Raw genomic sequence first — 15623 nt, 5'->3', positions numbered from 1 at the left:
CAGATCGCGCCGGGTGAGCTGCGAAGCAGTGAACGGCTTGGGCAGGAAGCCCAAGACCGGTGCCCAAGCAAAGCAGGGACAGCGCCGCGCCGGGATCGTTCGTCATCAAGGCGCGACAACAGGCGCATAGTCGAACTATGTAACGGTTGTCGCAACACGGAGGACGGACGACAAAGACAAGCAGGATGGTATGTCATTTGACAGAAATCGCCTAATACGCCTGTCATGACCGTCAGCCCATGTCTGAGTCTCTATGTAGGCAAGCGATTACCGTAATCTTTACTGTTAATCTGGTATGTCATTTTCCGGCAATCGCCTTATTCCGGCGGTATCTGAGGCAGGTGCGGCTGTAGATTAAACAGTCATAGCCACAGCAATCGCCAACGCCACAGTTATCACAACAAATTCGATCAGCCAATCGTCCATGAACGTAGCCCCTTATCTCCGTGGTTGCCTTACAAATCCATTCTCCCGCCATCAGTAGAGCCAATATTTGATCCGGGTCAAGAATATCCAACCCCCGCGCGCACGGGGGGCCACGGGTAGCCGAAAACCTATCGCTTGAGCGATACCTTTTGCACGAGAATCTTCCCCCTACCGGTAGCACGGCCCCTGCAGGCACCAAGTCCGCTCAGGTTATCGGTTTGACCGCCTGCGACCCTGCGCTCTAGCGGGCGGCGGTTTCAGCGGTAGCTTGAAGCTGTCTGCAAGTCCGACAGAGGGTGCCCGCATGGACTTGGTTACTGCTTCACAAGTACGTCTACCAATTGCCGGCGAACCGCTCGAACGCGGCCTGCTTCGCATTCAGTCGGGCGCGTCCATCGTCATCTCTCTCGATGAGGTCGTAGGGATCGGGTAGGGACATGGCAGGCTCCTTGGGGGTAATATTCGGACGTTAGTTGGACTACTGCCGCGAAAATTGTTCAGGCTGTAGTGGTAAGTCTGAATAATCTATACAAAACAAAGCGATAAATGTACTTTTTGAAAGCTTAGAGGCCGTGGTCTATGTCCATTCAAAGCAAAGTCGTGCTGCGCCGCTCGATTGGCGTATTTCTGATGGTCGTTTCCATCTGGCTGGCGAGCTGTCAGGCGCTGTTACAGCAGTTCTCGGGGAATGACACGGGGGGGGAGCAGACGGTCGGACGTGCATATCCTCAGGAAGGACGCGCGGAGGCTGGCTCGTGAGCGATCGGGCCGGATCGCCGGACGGTTTCGAGCCGGGCAAGCACTCGCGTCCCTACACGCGGGAACCCGCTTCGGTGCGCACGCGCGGCCTGCTTCTGTTCATCCTGCCGCTGCCCGCCCTGTTCGCCACCGTGGTCGCCCTCGCCAAGGGCACTTTTGGCGGTTTTTTCGCCGGCAGCCTGGTCTCTGCCCTGTTCCTCGCCGGGGCCCTCGGCATGCGGGTGGGGCTTGCCGCGGAGAAGGACTACGAGAGCCGGAAGATCGCCGTACCGCCCAGGATCCCGCTCAAACTCATCGGCACCATCCTGATCTCGGCCGCGACAGCCCTGGTCGCCTGGTTCGGCGCGGACGAGTCCCTGATCATGGCCGTCTCCTATGGGCTGGTGGCGTTACTGGGGGTCTATCTGACCTACGGTTTCGACCCCAGGGCGGAGAAGGTCACGTTCACCGGTTCCGGGTATACCACCGCGGAGGTCGTCGAGGCGTTGGAAGAGGCGGAGGGGCGCATCCGCGGCATCGAATCCGCCGCCCGCGAAATCGACAACGCCGAACTGAAGGAACGCCTTTCGCATATCGCCGGACAGGCCCGGGGGATCCTCGGCGTCATCGAGGACGACCCGCGCGACCTGCGGCGCGCGCGCAAGTTCCTGAACACCTATCTGGAGGGGGCGCGGAAGGTTACCGAGGGCTTTGCGAAGACTCACCGGCATCCTGGCGCGGAGGACCTCGAGCAGAACTTCCGCAACGTCCTCGACACGATCGAGCAGGTATTCGACGAGCAGCACGAAAAGCTGCTCAGGAACGATGTGTTCGATCTGGACGTGCAGATCGAGGTGCTGGCGACGCAGCTCAAGCGGGAAGGGGTCATATAGCGTCCATCCTGGACAGCAATGGTGGACTGCGCTGAACTGCGCTTGTCCACCCTACCCGGCATGATTTCGTACGGTCAGGAGAGGGGTAGGGTGGACAAGCACAGCGCAGTCCACCAGCGCATGACTCCTCAGAATTGCGCACGAGTACCACACAATCGATTGGATTCGGAAAAATACGCGACCCGTCGGTTCGACGGAGACCGCAGGTCACAGAACCCGGAGAGCATCATGAGCGAAAAGCCCACCGCAACCGCGCAAGACATCGATTCCAATCTGTTCGAGACACCGCACCTGAAGGAGGTCGAAGCGGTCGTCGTGCCGCTCGAACAGTTGCCGGCCGAAGATGCCGATCGGGTCGACTCGCTCGCCGGAGAGATCGACATCAAAGACAGCAACTCGATCATCTTCTTCGGCTCGAACGCACAGCAACACCTCACCGAGCTGTCGGACAACATGCTCGAAGGGGTGCGCAACAAGGACCTCGGGTCCGCGGGAAACGCCCTGAACGAGATGGTGATCACGCTGCGGGGATTCGATGCCGACGCCCTGGAGAAGTCGGGGTTCTTCGCGCGCCTGTTCGGCCGGGCCAAGCCGGTGGCGAGGTTCCTCGCCGGGTACGAGGAGGTGCGCAAGCAGATCGACGGGATCACCGACGACCTCGAGGAGCACAAGACCAAACTCCTCACCGACGTCGTGTCGCTGGACCGGCTCTACAAGGCGAACCTGCAGTACTTCCACGAGCTGGAGCTCTACATCGCCGCCGGGGAGAAGAAGCTCAAGGAACTCGACGACGGGGCGATCCCCGCGATGGCGGCCGAGGCCGAGGCGAGCGGCGAGATGTTGAAGGCCCAGGAGCTGCGGGACATGCGCGCCTCGCGTGACGACCTGGAACGCAGGGTCCATGATCTGCGCCTCACGCGTCAGGTGACGATGCAGAGCCTCCCCGGGATCCGCCTGGTGCAGGAGAACGACAAGGGCCTGATCACGAAGATCAATTCGACGCTGGTCAACACCGTGCCCCTGTGGCGCCAGCAACTGGCCACGGCGGTGACGATCTTCCGATCCGGCGATGCCGCGAAGACCGTCAAGGCCGCCACCGATCTCACCAACGAACTCCTCGAGCAGAACGCGGAGAACCTCAAGATCGCCACCGCCGAGGCGCGCAAGCAGATCGAGCGCGGGGCCTTCGACATCGAGTCGGTGAAACGCGCCAACGACACCCTGATCGCGACCATCGAGGAGAGTCTGCAGATCGCCGACGAGGGCAAGCGACTGCGCGAGAGCGCCGTGATCGAGCTGCAGACCTACGAGGAACAGTTGAAGCAGGCCCTGACGGCCGCGAGCGCCCGGGCGAAACCGGTCGCCGGGGAAGCGGCGGGCGAATCGAAGGGGGCCTAGGATCATGGGACTCTTCGACAAGCTCTTCGGCGAGTTCGTCGACGTCATCGAGTGGACCGATTCCTCCAACGATACCCTGGTCTCCCGGTTCGAGCGCTACGGTAACGAGATCAAGTACGGGGCGAAGCTGACGGTGCGCCCCTCGCAGGCGGCGGTGTTCGTCAACGAGGGCAAGGTCGCGGATGTCTTCGATCCCGGGATGTACGAGCTCAAGACCAACAATCTGCCGATCCTTTCCACCCTGCAGGGCTGGACCCACGGCTTCGAGAGTCCCTTCAAGGCAGAGGTCTACTTCTTCAACACCCGCCGGTTCACCGACCGGAAATGGGGCACCAAGAACCCCGTCATGCTGCGGGACCCCGAGTTCGGACCCGTCAGGCTGCGCGCCTTCGGGACCTATTCCATGCGCATCAGCGAGCCGGTGACCTTTCTCACCGAGATCGTCGGCACCGACGGCCATTTCACGACCGATGAGATCACCAACCAGTTGCGCAACCTGATCGTCTCGCGCTTTGCCACCGTGATCGGACAGTCCGGCATCCCGGTGCTGGACCTCGCGGCGAACTACGAGGATCTGGGCACCTACATCACCAACAAGATCCGGCCGGAGTTCCTCGCCTACGGGCTGGACGTGACCAACCTCCTGGTCGAGAACATCTCCCTGCCGCCCCTGGTCGAACAGGCGCTGGACAAGCGCACCAGCATGGGGGTGATCGGCAACCTGCGTGATTACGCCACCTACCAGGCGGCCGAGGCCATGACGACCGCCGCCGCCAACCCGTCCGGCGGCGCTGGCGAAGGCGTGGGTCTGGGTATCGGATTCGCGCTGGCGAACCGGATGGCGGGGTCGATGGGGCAGGGCGGGCAGACCGCGGCGGTCCCACCGCCGCTGCCCGGTTCCGCGGCACCCCGTTCGGCAAAGTATTTCACTTCCCGCGACGGTCACCCGCAGGGGCCCTTCGAGTTCGACCGGCTGGTGGAGAAGATAACGTCCCGCAAGCTGGGCCGCGACGCCCTGGTCTGGAGCAAGGAACTCGTCGAGTGGACGCCGGCGGGGCAGGTCCCGGAACTCGCCGAGGCCTTCGCCGCGGTGCCACCGCCGCTTCCCGGCGCCTGAGCACCGGACGGCTTCCGACCGGCCCCGCCGCGTGCCCCGCAAAAAGAAGCGCAGCGACACGATCCGCCACCAGTTCCCGTGTGACAATTGCGGGGCACTGCAGTCCTACGTGCCCGGCACCGACCATCTTCAGTGTCCCTACTGCCAGCACGAAACCTCGATCCCGCCATCTCCCGAGCCGATCCGGGAATACGATCTGAGGGTCGCGCTCGACGGATTGTCCAGGGCAGGTTCAAAGACACGTGACGCCGACGAGCCCCTGTCCGTCAAGTGCGACAGTTGCGGATCGCGGTTCGAGTTCGATCAGGACATCCACTCGGGAGCATGCCCGTACTGCGGGACACCGGTGGTGCTCAAGACCGACGCCCGTCCCCACCGGCCGGAGTCGTTGCTGCCCTTCTCGCTGTCCGAGGGCGAGGCGCGGCAGAGTTTCCGGCGCTGGATCGGCAAGCTGTGGTTCGCGCCCAACGACCTGAAGCGATTCGCGCGCGGCGCCGAGCGCATGCAGGGGCTCTACGTCCCTTACTGGACCTACGATTCCGACACGACGACGCGGTACACGGGCGAGCGGGGTGACGCCTACCAGGTGCCGAGGCAGGTCACCGTGGTCGTCAATGGCCGCAGGACGGTGCAGACGCGGATGGAAACGCGCATCCGCTGGACCCCCGTCAGCGGACGCGTCTCGCGGTTCTTCGACGATGTCCTGGTCGGGGCGACGAACACGCTACCGCGAAAGATCACCGACGGGCTTGCGCCCTGGGACCTGCAGAACCTGGAGCCGTATCGGGAGGAGTACCTGAGCGGGTTCTCCAGCCAGCTCTACCAGGTGGACCTGGACGAGGGATTCGCACAGGCGCGACGGATCATGGACGGCATCATCCGCGCCGACATCGCGCGCGACATCGGCGGTGACGCCCAGCGAATCCACCGGCTCGACACACAGCACCGCAACACGACCTTCAAACACCTGCTCCTGCCTGCCTGGTCGGCCGGATTCCGCTTCAAGGGCAAGGCCTACGAGTTCGCGGTCAACGGGCGAACCGGCAAGGTGCTGGGGGACCGCCCCTACAGCCCCTGGAAGATCGGCTTCGCGGCGGTGCTGGCGCTACTCCTCGCGGCCGGGGCATTCTGGGCCTGGACCGAGTACGAGAAGGCGAATCCCGGAACCGGGTCGGAGATTTACTACGAGCCGCATTACGATCAGCGTCAGGACTGGCGGTGATGGCAGCAGGATAGACGCTCTCGGAACTCCGTATTTCGCTTCCAGGGGTCACTTGGGTCCGGTTTCCGACGCCAGATTCGCTTTGATTCGATTCCATTCGCGGCGATGGTTCTGGTCGGTGCAGATCCAGGCCCGCACTTCGTCCTGTTCCCGCAATGCGGACGCTTCGGACGAGCAGAATGGCCGATCCGGATCGTGCAGTTCCTCAATCAGACTCGCGAGTCGGTCGCGGTGTACTTCCAGGGTGGCCGAATTCGATAATCCCGCCAGCCTACGATACCACTTGAACTTCTCCGGATCGGGCTCCTTGGGATCGGCCAGAACGACGCGTTCTGGCATCATCCAATGGGTACCCACGCCTCCCCGGCTACGGAACACCAGCGGCATGCCCAGGTAGTAAAGTTCCACTCTTCCGCCGCCGGTATCAACGTAGCAGGACCTGATATCTGCCATCAGTTCGTCCATGAGCCGGCTGGCAAACTTGTCGGCCGCGCCGAACTTTGCGCCGATACCGCGATCGTCAATGTAATCGACCGTGATGGCAGAGGCTTCCGCAACTACGATATGAATATCCGGCAATCCGGCGGGGTCGCCACCCTCCCCACCGGCCAGGCAGGTACCGGATCTGTCAATCAATGCGCTTCGAAGCGCCATCAGCAATGAGACCAACCCGCGATTATCCGTGGCGCCGCCGTCGGTTACCCAATAGCGGCCGGGAGTCACTTCCTGCCCATCTTGTATGTCGATCGGCAGGTTCGAAAAAACCGGTGGGAAGTTGGCGCTCGAAGCCGCCGCGGTGGTCAAGCGCACGCGCGGGTCATGCAACGCGACGTAGTGCAGACTCCAATCGCTACCAACCGCATTCGGATTGGCAACGCTCGTATCTACCCGTGGAAAACGAACCGTTGCCGGATTCAGGTTGGTGTAGATCAGGCGGCCACCCGATTCCGTGCCATATGAGCGACGGAATGCATCCGGCTTCGGTGCGAAGTTCTCTTCGAGTGGTTTCGATACGGAATAGGGGTGGCCGGCCAGTGCCGTGTTGAATATCAGACCGAAGTCCGTCACTTCCCCGAGAGTGTACTGCACGTCCGCACTTCCGTCAGCGTAAAACCGGCGGTCCATGCTCTCCTTGAGCAATTGCCCAAGTGGTGCGCTGCCCACAATGCGCCATTCCAGCACACCTTCCAGTACATCCTGAATGTACTCCTCTCCCATGGTTTCCAGAAAGGCACGCCATTGTTGGTCACTCCGCAGTTGGTTGTGGTGTATGGCGTAGTACGCAAGCGCCGCGGATCCTCCGGATACGCCGCTGGCAAGAACTAAATCGTTCAGGGCATTCATCCGCTGAAGACCGTATAGGACAGAGGCGGTATAGAATGCCGCGCGTGTCCCGCCCCCCGAGGCAGCAACCATAACAACGCGTCCGTTCTTTGCACCGGGAAGCAATCGCTTGCGCAGATCGAACAGCGCCAATGCGCTAGCGTGACTCGATTCAGGCAAGGCGTACGTTTCTTCCAGGGGCACCGGGACCGTTCGATAAAGCGACCAGGCAAAGATGGCAAAGCCCGTGACGAGTACGAGATTGAGAATATTGAAATACAGCTTGACGCGATTTTTGAGATCGTTATAGGCCCGACGCGCGTTGCCGGTATCATCTGCGGCGTTAGCCGTGTGCGCGACCGATGTCCCGCCTTCCTTTTCAGTCTGTTCAATCAGCCGCGCGAACAGTTCCAGCTTCTCGAAAGCTGCTTCTCCGGGGGCCTCGCAATGCGTGCCCTCAGGTTCGCTGGCGATCTCGACAAAGCGCGCTCCCGCGTGGATCTGAACGCAACGCGAACCTTTCGCCCCGGACTCGGGCAACAATTGGAACGCCACACGGCCGGAAGACACCTGCCGGAACGAAGCTTCGCGCTTGACACCGATCGATGCACACCGAAACACTGCGATCAGGCGTTCGCAAAGCATGCGGTTGATCCAGTACTCGTTGAACCAGAACAGCGTATATGCCGCCACCACGTACAACATCACGACGACCGAGGACTGCGTATCCAGGACAGTGGAAACGTATTGAACATCGAGAACGCGTGCCGTCGCCAATCCGATGACCACGAGTGACACCACGAGCTGACCGCCCACGAAGAACCAGCGATGGACGACCTTGATCATGACGTCCCAGCGGTCATGCACGGAACCCGCCGCGAGCACAAGGAACGATGCCAGGAAGAGCAGAACCCCTGTGACGATGGCCTGATCCCAGCTCCTTGCCAGAAACACCCCTAACGCCGACGGCAGAAAAAGATGCAACGGATGATAGAGAGGGCCATTGATCAATGCGTGGAGCGCATTGACTAACGTCGTGCGTGCAGGTACGTCGTCCGGGATGGTGAGGTCCACCTTCGGTAGCGTGTTTGCCAGCTCCCGATTCGCCCTGCTCCAGGACAGCTTATGGAAGGGGAAAAGTCTTCGCGACAGCCAGTGAGCAAGTATGAGTGACACCGTCACCAAACCGAGTGCAAAGGGAATGAACGCGTGACGGTACGGTGCCCCGTCGGCTTCCCGGGCCCCGGAACCGCCGATCAGCCACTCCCTTAGCCATCCTGTGCCGGAGGCCGGGAATACCGGCGGCGCAAACAAAAACCATGTTGCAAGCGCGGCCGTAACCAAGACAGCCCATTCCGCGAGACCGAGATGCTTCTCGCTGTAGTAATCGCTCCCGAGCCAGCCGAAAAATACCAGCAGCAGGGCCGCAAGGAAAATGAGCAGGATTCCCGCAGCGCTGTCTGCGCCGGGCCAAGTCTTGAACCAGTCGAAGGGTGCGGCGCTAATCCCCGCGGCCACGAACCACACAATGGGAATCAGCAGCAAGACGGATGCAGGCGCGTGACCCTGAAATCCCAGGGCACCATGCAACGGCGTGCCATAACTTGCGTTGGCGCGGAAGTCCAGGACTCTGAAAAACTGGTTGATCCAGCCTGGAATCTGGTGGAAGAAAAACTGAAAAACGGTGTCCACGATGTTCCCACTATCACGCCGGCTGCTGGGCGACGCGGCGAAAAGATTCCGTATTTGCAGCGCCGTTGAATGGCGATGACATGATGACTGATTATAGCTGGCCGCAACCCTGACGCCCGCCTGCCTCAGCCAATGAGAAGGGTCCCCGGGGTTTTCGAGACAATCGTGGCCGTTCCGTTGCAGAGCCCATGGAGTCGATGGCAAGGCGGCACCGGCGCACCCCGTCGCGACCGGGACATTCTGGACCTCGACCGGGGACGAAACCTCATATCAGGATACCAGGTCAGGGATCTACGACGCATGGCGACGGGTAATGGCGGTGAGTTTAACCGTACGCAGGGAAAATCCCGCGCGATTCAGGATGTCTTGGGTTTTGCGTGCCTGGCGAGAAAACGGTCCAGTTCGTTGGCGAAGTTCTGCCGGTCGCGCTGCCCGAGGGCGGGCGGTCCCCCGGATTGCACGCCGCTGCCCCGCAGGGTATCCATGAAGTCCCGCATGTTCAGGCGCGCACGGATGGTGTCCTTCGAGTAGAACTCGCCGCGCGGATTGAGCGCGTGCGCCCCCTTGTCGATCGCTTCAGCGGCCAGCGGGATGTCGGCGGTGATGACGAGGTCGCCGGGTTCGGCGCGTTTCACGATCTCATTGTCGGCCACGTCGAATCCCGGCGATACCTGGATGGCACGGATGCGCGGAGAAGGCGGCGTGTTGATGTACTGATTTGCAACGAGCGTCAGCGTCACGCCGGTCCGTGTCGCGGCCTTGAACAATATGTCGCGAATGACCTTCGGGCAGGCGTCCGCGTCGACCCAGATCTCCATCAATGCCCCGCGGTCTTTGAAAAGACGTTGATGACCACTACGCCGACGACGATAAGACCCATGCCGATCAGAGCGGGGAGATCCGGAACCTGTCTGTACAGAATCACGGCCACCAGCACAGGTGTGCGGTGGTCATCTCCAGATCGCGGGATCGCGTTCGATCGCACCGTTGCGGCGGCCGGGCATCGGCGTTGGCGTTGGCAAGGAGCCATCAGAACCGGACAAAGATCTCTCCGCCGTGCTCGATCCAGCCATGGATCATTTTTTTCGTGGTGTAGGCGCTCGCGCAGTTGCCGTTTCTGTCGATGACGATGAAGCCGCCGCGCCCGTTGACCTTGCGGGTCAGGTAGTCGATCCCGGCGCGGGTGGCGGCTTCGGCATCCATCTCCTTCATGTCGATGAAATCGGCGATCGTCTTGGAGATGACCGAGCGCATGAAGTCCTCTCCGTATCCGGTCGCCGAGACGGCGCAGGTTTCGTTATCCGCGTAGACCCCGGCCCCGATGATGGGTGAATCGCCTACACGACCCATCCGCTTGTTGACGATCCCGCCGGTCGAGGTCGCCGCGGCGAGATTGCCGTTGGGATCGCGCGCGACGGCGCCGATGGTCCCGTACTTCTGGTCTTCGCTGTCCTCTTCCAGATCGTCATGGTCGAGCATGATCTTGTGCTTCAACCGGGCCTTTTTCAGTTGTTCGAGGCGATCCGGGGTATAGAAATAATGCTCGGGCGTACGCGCCATACCGCAATGATCGGCGAATCGCATGGCCCCTTCGGCAATCAGCATGACGTGTTCGCTCTCGGTCATGACGAGGCGAGCGAGTTGTACCGGGTTGGCGATATTGTCGACGGCGGCCACGGCACCCGCAGCCAGGTTGCGGCCATCCATGATGGCGGCGTCCATTTCTACCTTACCGGCCTCGTTCAGCACCGAACCGCAGCCCGCGTTGAAAACGGGATCGTCCTCCAGGAGGGAGGCGCAGGCCTCGACCGCCTGCAGTGAAGAGCCGCCAAGTTTCAGGATCTCGCGTCCGTGCTCCAGGGTTCGACGTATACTCTCCAGGTAGCGTACCGCGGTCTTGTCGTCTTTGACGTTATCGAGCGCCCCGGCTCCGCCGTGAACCATGAGCGAATAGGTGCCATTGTGGCCCATAGAAGCCCTGTCGGAGGTGAGGGGTGCGGGGCCCTCGATGGCCCCGCGACAGTGCGGGCAACGGTATCAGAGACGTGATTTCAATTCCACTTCCAACGCCTTCTGGAATACCTGCGAGCCCGCCAGCAGCACACCCAGCTTGCCCGACAGCACGGTACCCCAGTTGACGACGATCGCACCCTCGCCGGAGCGCATATCGAACTCGAGGCCTTTGAGGTCGATGGCATCCAGGCTCCTGTGGCGGGTCGCCATGGTGATCGAGCGCCACTCGGGGATGTCGAGTTTCTGGGCGATCATGGTCGGATAGGAGGCGCCGTTGAATCGCGGATTGCACTCGATGGCGGGGAAACGCAGGCCCCGATCGGTTTGTACCACGGCCAGATCGAAGGCGAAGATTCCTTTCATATCGTTATCCTTCAGCCAGTACGCCATCTTATCGACGGCTCCCCAGGGTTCATGGCTTGCGGGCACCCGATTACCCTGGTGTTCGAACCCCTTCAGTATCTGTTCGCTGGCCGCGAGACGGACGACGTCCTTGCCGATGACCCGGTACTGCAGGTTGAGGAATGTGTCCGTCTTGACTTCCTCCTGCACCTGAACTGGCGCGTCCCTGTCGAACAGGCCCCTGGCGGCGAAAAACCCGGCCTCGTTCTCGCAACGGTGGATTCCCACGCCGGCCACCGAGACCGCGGCCTTCAGATAGCACGGGTAGACGAACTCGGCCATCTGTCGCGGGCCGATCTCCGTGACGCTGTCGAAACACCAGGTTTGAGGGACATCGACACCAAGCTGCCTTGCCAGGGCGATGAAGTTGTTCTTCGAATTGATGTATTCGACGGTCTCCAGCCACTGATGATCTCCCCAGTACATACTCTCGTGCGGACCGAAGAAGAATACCGATGGGCGGTGTCCGATGTGTTTGCCCAGATGCCTGAGATCCAGTTCCCAGATGACGTTCTCGCTGTGGCTGAGTCCGATGCGCGAATAGTGATCCGTGATGTCCGACCACAGGGGCTTGAGGTCCGGATGCAGCTGAATGAGGTCACAGGGCTCGGACAATCCCAGTGCGCGCCCAGAATAAAGGTGATTTCCGACGACGCCTTTCGCCGTGCAGTTCATGATGTCGTGGTTGATGATGTACTTGCCAGATGGCAGGTAACCGTGATCGATGGCAACCGACATAATTCTTATTTCCTCTTTGTCCGACGGGACCGGGAGCCCTTGAGGGACAGCTCCTAATACCGTTCAGGACTGCAAGAATCAGGCCTGCAAAAAGCAGGGGGATTTCCGGGAAGTGCGCACTAATGCGGGGCAAGTCCCGAACCTAGGCAGGAGTTTTTGCCCCGATATGGGACGTTCCGCCCGTGTATGCACCCAGATTGCCGGCCGCCCGTCGCGCTCCGGACCTGTCCCCCAGCCCGGTGCGGAACGGGAGCGATTGCCTTCGGGAATTCACTGGCGAACGGTTCTGGTAGAAGGCAGAATCACGTGCCTCGGGCTGGTTTGCAGAACCGTGAGAAGACGCCATGAATGAGGACCTGATCGACTGGACGCTTGCCGGTAACGCTTTCGGTATCGGCGTTTTCAGCGCCCTGTCACCGATCCTGGGGGCGATCGCGGCGAGGTTCTGGATCCCCGAGGATCGCACCGTCGCGGCCTTGATGGCATTCGGAGGCGGCGCGATCCAGTTGCTCGACCCGGTCCGGATTCATCGCAGCCCTGTTTTTCAAGACGCTCGAGACGGGGTCCTGACGCCTGGCGGGCTTTCGCGCCGTGAGTCACGTCGACCGACCATTCAGGCTCCGGCAAGGATTTCGAGCGACAAACGATAAATTATGAAGTGGCTGGTGGATATTAACGGAGACGATCCGGATGAGTAACCCTTCATCGGAACCGCGCTTTTTCAATCAGGAAGCCAGCCTGCTCGAGTTCAACCAGCGAGTGCTGACGCTGGCCGAGCGCGAGTCGAACCCGCTTCTCGAGCGTCTTAAGTTCCTGTGTATCTCCGCCAGCAACATGGACGAGTTTTTCGAGGTCCGTCTGGCGGCGATACTGGAACTGACCCGAAATCCTGCGGCGCGCACCATTCCCGACGGCATGCGGCCCACCGAGGCCGTAAAGATGCTGCACGAGCGCGCTCACGGTCTGGTCGCCAACCAGTACCGGGTGCTGAACGAGCTATTGATCCCGGAACTGAAGCAACAGGGGATTCACTTCCTCCACCGCTCTCGGTGGACCTCCCGGCAAAAGAGATGGTTGAAGGACTACTTCGAAAACTACCTGCAGCCCGTGCTGACGCCCCTGGGTCTCGATCCCTCGCACCCCTTCCCCCGGGTACTCAACAAGACGCTACACTTTATCGTCTCCCTGTCGGGCAGGGATGCCTTCGGGCGCGCGAGCGACATGGCGGTGGTCCGGGTACCGCGCTCGCTGCCTCGCGTGATGGAGTTGCCCTCCAAACTCGGTGACGGCAAGAACTTCGTTTTCCTCTCCTCTATCCTGCACGCGCATGTCGACGAACTGTTTCCGGGGATGCAGGTCAGGGGATGTCACCAGTTCCGTCTTACCCGCAACACCAATCTGTTTGTCGACGAGGAGGTGGTCGACGATGTGGCCTCGGCCCTGGAGGGGGAACTGTCGCACCGGGACTACGGCGACCCGATCCGTCTCGAGGTCTCCGACACCTGTCCTCCCGAGATGTCCGAGTATCTGCTGGACCAGTTCGAGCTGCCCTCCGAGGCACTTTACCAGGTGGCCGGGCCGGTCAACCTGCCGCGTCTCAGCACCGTCCCCGGTCTGGCGGGTCGCGCCGATCTGGAGTTTCCACCGTTCTCTCCCGCCCCGCTTCCCGAGGGATCGACGACACCGGCGCGGCATCCCGGTCACGGCGACGCGCCTGTCGGCCTGTTTGGCCGTATCCGTCAGGGCGAGATCCTTCTCCACCATCCGTACCAGTCTTTCGCGCCGGTCATCGATTTTCTGCGCCAGGCGGCCGTGGACGCGAACGTACTGGCCATTCGAATGACGCTCTACCGAACCGGGGAGAACTCCGCCATCATCGACGCCCTGGCGCGCGCGGCGCGTAACCACAAGGAGGTGACGGTGGTGGCGGAGGTCAGGGCCCGTTACGACGAGGATAACAACATCCGGCAGGCGATCCGGTTGCAGGAGGCGGGTGCGCACGTCGTCTACGGGGTGGTGGGCCTTAAGACTCACGCCAAGATGATCCTGGTGGTGCGTCGGGAGCCATACGGCTTGCGGCGGTACATGCACCTGGGTACTGGCAACTATCATCAGATCACCACGCGTTTCTATACCGATTTTGGTCTGCTCACCGACAACGAGGCCCTGGGAAGGGATTGCGCGCGGATCTTCCAGCAGCTCACCAGCCTCGGCACCACCGAGGGTCTCGAGGTCTTGCTGCAATCCCCCTTCACCCTTCACGCGGGGCTGATTCAGCGCATCGAGCGAGAGGCCAAGCACGCGCGGGAGGGGAGGCAGGCGCGCATCGTCGCCAAGATGAACGGACTGCAGGGAAAGAAGATCATCGAAACCCTCTACGAGGCCTCGCAGGCGGGCGTGCAGATCGACCTGATCGTGCGTGGCATCTGTTGCCTGCGCCCGGGGGTGCCGGGGCTATCCGAAACGATCCGGGTACGTTCCATACTCGGTCGATACCTCGAGCATCACCGTGTGTTCTTCTTCGGCAACGACGGTGATCCGGAGCTCTTTCTCGCCAGTGCCGACTGGATGAAGCGCAACCTCCTCGGTCGCGTGGAGACCTGTTTCCCGGTGCGCGAACCGGCGCTGTTCCGGCGGGTCTACGAGGAAGGCCTGAATGTGTACCTCAGGGATACCGCGGGAGCCTGGACGCTCGAGCCGGACGGCAGTTACCGGTCCGTGCAGCCGGCGGCGGGCGAGGAACCGTTTTCCGCGCAGGAGTGGTTGATGAAGCAGTATGGCGGGTAGTGCCTCCGGCAGCCGCCGAGGGTGGTGCGGCGGTCGAACCAGCGCCACTGCGGGCTACTCCACCGGGAAATCGAAATAGGTGTCCGGATCAGGCTCGTCCTTGATACCCGCGCAGGACGCTGTGCGGATCGGGACCGGATATGTCAGCGTAAATGAATCGGGATTCGATGCGCGGCTTCGGCTTTTGCACTGCATTTGTGCGCGTCTGCCTCGCAATGAGGCGCAGTAGTCGTCAGCACACTCGCTGAATCCGGCGTGAATCAAGTCTCGTGAATGGATGCAGATCGCTCGTGGCGGGACGCATTCGGGGATTTGCGACGCCAGGTCTCGGGATTGGGATGCGCTGGCATGGTGGTTGCTTCTACCGTAGTGCAGGCCAAGCCCTTTACGAAGCTGCAGGAGATCAGCCATGAGCGATGACTTCAACTGTCCCGCATACGAAAAGTCGATCCTTCACTCCGATGACGATTACGAGCCCTACGGTTATGAGTCATTCCAGCTCGTTCCGGTAGAAAGCGTACCGGAGTCCGAGGCCGTTTCCCGGTTTGGCGCTTACGAGCGTGACATCGAGTCGATGGTGCTAAGCCGGTACGGCGACTACACCGGCTGCTGAGCCGGAACCCGGGTTCTCGACGGGGAAAGGACAGGGAGAGGGAAGGGGACAATCAGTCCCGGATTCGAGTCTTTATTCCCGGGGAACGGCAACGGATGCCGTTCCCCGGGTTCTCGCCTTAGGCGATTGCCGGAAAATGACATACCGGATCGCGCCGGATTTTCGTTCGTCATCAAGGCGCGACAACAGGCGCATAGTCGAACTATGTAACGGTTGTCGCAACACAGAGGACGGACGACAAAGACAAGCAGGATGGTATGT

12 protein-coding genes and 1 pseudogene are annotated in these 15623 nt (G+C 61.3%); 8 read left to right on the top strand and 5 right to left on the bottom strand.

The annotated features are described in order from the left end of the window. The first annotated feature begins 1005 nt into the window (after positions 1 to 1005). From LJE91_10185 to LJE91_10165, 5 genes are all read left to right on the top strand, one after another. A complete protein-coding gene (locus LJE91_10185) occupies positions 1006 to 1185 on the top strand; it encodes a hypothetical protein (GenBank protein ID MCG6869063.1) in 180 nt (59 codons plus the stop codon). Continuing rightward, a complete protein-coding gene (locus LJE91_10180; protein ID MCG6869062.1) occupies positions 1182 to 2057 on the top strand; it encodes a 5-bromo-4-chloroindolyl phosphate hydrolysis family protein in 876 nt (291 codons plus the stop codon). The genes LJE91_10185 and LJE91_10180 overlap by 4 nt, the downstream gene beginning before the upstream one ends. A gap of 228 nt (positions 2058 to 2285) precedes the next feature. Beyond that, the gene (locus LJE91_10175) at positions 2286 to 3455 is read left to right on the top strand and encodes a toxic anion resistance protein (protein ID MCG6869061.1); all 1170 of its coding nucleotides are present in this window, start codon (positions 2286 to 2288) and stop codon (positions 3453 to 3455) included. A 4-nt stretch (positions 3456 to 3459) separates the two neighbouring features. Next, complete coding sequence (locus tag LJE91_10170) at positions 3460 to 4572, top strand: SPFH domain-containing protein (protein ID MCG6869060.1); 1113 nt, start codon at positions 3460 to 3462, stop codon at positions 4570 to 4572. A 31-nt stretch (positions 4573 to 4603) separates the two neighbouring features. Beyond that, positions 4604 to 5794, top strand: coding sequence for a zinc ribbon domain-containing protein (locus tag LJE91_10165; protein MCG6869059.1), 1191 nt, complete (start codon positions 4604 to 4606; stop codon positions 5792 to 5794). 48 nt (positions 5795 to 5842) lie between these two features. Here the strand turns inward: LJE91_10165 and LJE91_10160 are convergent, their stop codons facing one another. From LJE91_10160 to LJE91_10140, 5 genes and pseudogenes are all read right to left on the bottom strand, one after another. Continuing rightward, entirely contained in the window at positions 5843 to 8809 is a 2967-nt protein-coding gene (locus tag LJE91_10160; GenBank protein ID MCG6869058.1) for a patatin-like phospholipase family protein, read from the bottom strand. A 356-nt stretch (positions 8810 to 9165) separates the two neighbouring features. Beyond that, entirely contained in the window at positions 9166 to 9627 is a 462-nt protein-coding gene (locus LJE91_10155; GenBank protein MCG6869057.1) for a YaiI/YqxD family protein, read from the bottom strand. After that, positions 9627 to 9743, bottom strand: a pseudogene (locus LJE91_10150) (QacE family quaternary ammonium compound efflux SMR transporter). Before LJE91_10150 ends, LJE91_10155 begins: the two are co-directional and overlap by 1 nt. Before the next feature lie 95 nt (positions 9744 to 9838). After that, entirely contained in the window at positions 9839 to 10780 is a 942-nt protein-coding gene (locus LJE91_10145; GenBank protein ID MCG6869056.1) for an isoaspartyl peptidase/L-asparaginase, read from the bottom strand. Between the two features lie 66 nt (positions 10781 to 10846). Continuing rightward, complete coding sequence (locus LJE91_10140) at positions 10847 to 11962, bottom strand: ATP-grasp domain-containing protein (GenBank protein MCG6869055.1); 1116 nt, start codon at positions 11960 to 11962, stop codon at positions 10847 to 10849. A gap of 344 nt (positions 11963 to 12306) precedes the next feature. Here LJE91_10140 and LJE91_10135 point away from each other — a divergent pair, with 344 nt between their 5' ends. The 3 genes from LJE91_10135 (at position 12307) to LJE91_10125 (ending at position 15362) form a co-directional block, all read left to right on the top strand. Continuing rightward, the gene (locus LJE91_10135; protein MCG6869054.1) at positions 12307 to 12612 is read left to right on the top strand and encodes a hypothetical protein; all 306 of its coding nucleotides are present in this window, start codon (positions 12307 to 12309) and stop codon (positions 12610 to 12612) included. A gap of 40 nt (positions 12613 to 12652) precedes the next feature. Beyond that, positions 12653 to 14749: a polyphosphate kinase 1 gene (gene ppk1, locus LJE91_10130; GenBank protein ID MCG6869053.1), complete on the top strand. Its 2097-nt coding sequence runs from the start codon at positions 12653 to 12655 to the stop codon at positions 14747 to 14749. A 409-nt stretch (positions 14750 to 15158) separates the two neighbouring features. Next, a complete protein-coding gene (locus LJE91_10125) occupies positions 15159 to 15362 on the top strand; it encodes a hypothetical protein (protein MCG6869052.1) in 204 nt (67 codons plus the stop codon). Positions 15363 to 15623 lie beyond the last annotated feature (261 nt).

The sequence above is a fragment of the Gammaproteobacteria bacterium genome, from assembly GCA_022340215.1.
Classification (GTDB): domain Bacteria; phylum Pseudomonadota; class Gammaproteobacteria; order JAJDOJ01; family JAJDOJ01; genus JAJDOJ01.
The sequence above is the reverse complement of the archived record's forward strand: the minus strand, read 5'-3'. Positions and strand labels throughout refer to the sequence as shown.

What these genes read in the sequence shown, in the direction of transcription:
- LJE91_10185 (MCG6869063.1), top strand. Translation starts at nt 1,006, where the DNA reads ATGTCCATTCAAAGCAAAGTCGTGCTGCGCCGCTCGATTGGCGTATTT.
- LJE91_10175 (MCG6869061.1), top strand. Translation starts at nt 2,286, where the DNA reads ATGAGCGAAAAGCCCACCGCAACCGCGCAAGACATCGATTCCAATCTG.
- LJE91_10170 (MCG6869060.1), top strand. Translation starts at nt 3,460, where the DNA reads ATGGGACTCTTCGACAAGCTCTTCGGCGAGTTCGTCGACGTCATCGAG.
- LJE91_10155 (MCG6869057.1), bottom strand. Translation starts at nt 9,627, where the DNA reads ATGGAGATCTGGGTCGACGCGGACGCCTGCCCGAAGGTCATTCGCGAC.
- LJE91_10145 (MCG6869056.1), bottom strand. Translation starts at nt 10,780, where the DNA reads ATGGGCCACAATGGCACCTATTCGCTCATGGTTCACGGCGGAGCCGGG.
- LJE91_10140 (MCG6869055.1), bottom strand. Translation starts at nt 11,962, where the DNA reads ATGTCGGTTGCCATCGATCACGGTTACCTGCCATCTGGCAAGTACATC.
- LJE91_10135 (MCG6869054.1), top strand. Translation starts at nt 12,307, where the DNA reads ATGAATGAGGACCTGATCGACTGGACGCTTGCCGGTAACGCTTTCGGT.
- ppk1 (MCG6869053.1), top strand. Translation starts at nt 12,653, where the DNA reads ATGAGTAACCCTTCATCGGAACCGCGCTTTTTCAATCAGGAAGCCAGC.
- LJE91_10125 (MCG6869052.1), top strand. Translation starts at nt 15,159, where the DNA reads ATGAGCGATGACTTCAACTGTCCCGCATACGAAAAGTCGATCCTTCAC.